At 46.4% G+C, this 1,609-nt stretch carries 1 protein-coding gene; it reads left to right on the forward strand.

Annotated elements, in window-relative coordinates; all coding sequences use genetic code 11:
• Positions 1 to 214 precede the first annotated feature (214 nt).
• Complete coding sequence (tviB, locus tag YA0848_RS35775; RefSeq protein ID WP_169867535.1) at positions 215 to 1,492, forward strand: Vi polysaccharide biosynthesis UDP-N-acetylglucosamine C-6 dehydrogenase TviB; 1,278 nt, start codon at positions 215 to 217, stop codon at positions 1,490 to 1,492.
• Positions 1,493 to 1,609: the final 117 nt, after the last annotated feature.

Raw genomic sequence — 1,609 nt, forward strand, 5'->3', positions numbered from 1 at the left:
AAAAAACAATAAGCTCCATACGTACGTCTTGTATGAATAATATAATTTAATGAAAACCCTCAAAACGAAGTATGAGCGAGGGAACGCTGGAAGCATATAGGGCAGCGGTATCTGGAAACAGATCTATCTCTCTGAGTGGGTTGTACAGCTGAAGAACTTTGTACTGAAATTGTTTCAGTAAGTATTTTGGATTTTGATCATTTAGGTTTTAATTATGCAGAAACTGGAAGATATTAAGCTCGCCATCATCGGCCTTGGTTATGTTGGCCTCCCCTTAGCAGTAGAGTTCGGCAAACAGCGATCGGTGGTTGGATTTGACATTAACCAGCCGCGTATCCAAGCGTTGAAAGCGGGGAATGATTCAACCCTCGAAGTCAGCGATGAAGAGCTCAAGCAGGCCAGCCATTTGAGCTTCAGCAGCGACTTGGCTGAGCTGGCTGCTTGCAACACTTTTGTAGTCACAGTTCCGACCCCGATTGATGAGTACAACCAGCCAGATTTGACGCCGTTGATAAAAGCATCTCAAAGCATTGGCAAGGTGTTGAAGAGGGGTGATTTGGTTATCTACGAATCGACTGTCTATCCTGGGGCAACTGAGGAAGATTGTGTTCCTGTACTTGAAAAGGTCTCCGGGCTGACATTCAACGTTGACTTTCATGCTGGGTACAGCCCGGAGCGAATCAATCCTGGTGATAAAGAGCATCGTGTTACCACGATCAAGAAGGTAACGTCTGGCTCGACGCCGGAAATCGCTGACTTGGTGGACGCGCTGTATAATCAAATTATCGTCGCGGGCACCCATAAAGCTAGCAGTATAAAAGTTGCAGAAGCCGCTAAGGTTATCGAGAATACTCAGCGTGATTTAAACATTGCGCTTATCAATGAGCTGGCCATAATCTTTAATAAGATGGGTATTGATACCGAGGCTGTCCTTGAGGCGGCAGGGACAAAATGGAACTTTTTACCTTTCCGGCCGGGTCTGGTAGGCGGGCATTGTATTGGTGTCGATCCCTACTATTTGACGCATAAAGCCCAATCAATTGGCTACCATCCTGAAATTATATTGGCTGGCCGTCGCCTTAATGACGGTATGGGCGCCTACGTTGTTTCTCAGTTGGTCAAAGCAATGCTCAAGGAGCGTATTCATGTCGATGGCGCTCGGGTATTGATCATGGGGCTGGCATTCAAGGAGAACTGCCCGGACCTACGCAATACCCGTATCGTTGACATCGTTAAAGAACTTGCAGAATACAACATTGAAGTCGACGTCTATGATCCGTGGGTGAACGCCAGTGAAGCTGAGCACGAGTATGGGATAACGCCGGTCTCCGAACTCGAAACAGACAAGTATGATGCCATCGTGCTGGCAGTGGCGCATACACAGTTCCGCAAACTGGGTGCCAAGTCGATTCGGAGTTATGGGAAGTCTAAGCATGTACTTTACGATCTGAAATATTTGCTGAGCACGGAAGAGTCGGATATCCGTCTTTAAGACTACTATCTCCATCTACTAATTCACTATTAATATTGAGTCTATAACTATGACCCGCTATGAACAACTGTTAGATTCGCTTCAAGCAACACCGAAAACTTGGCTGATCACAGGAGT

This window comes from Pseudomonas sp. S4_EA_1b (assembly GCF_016307435.1).
Classification (GTDB): Bacteria; Pseudomonadota; Gammaproteobacteria; order Pseudomonadales; family Pseudomonadaceae; genus Aquipseudomonas; species Aquipseudomonas rhodesiae.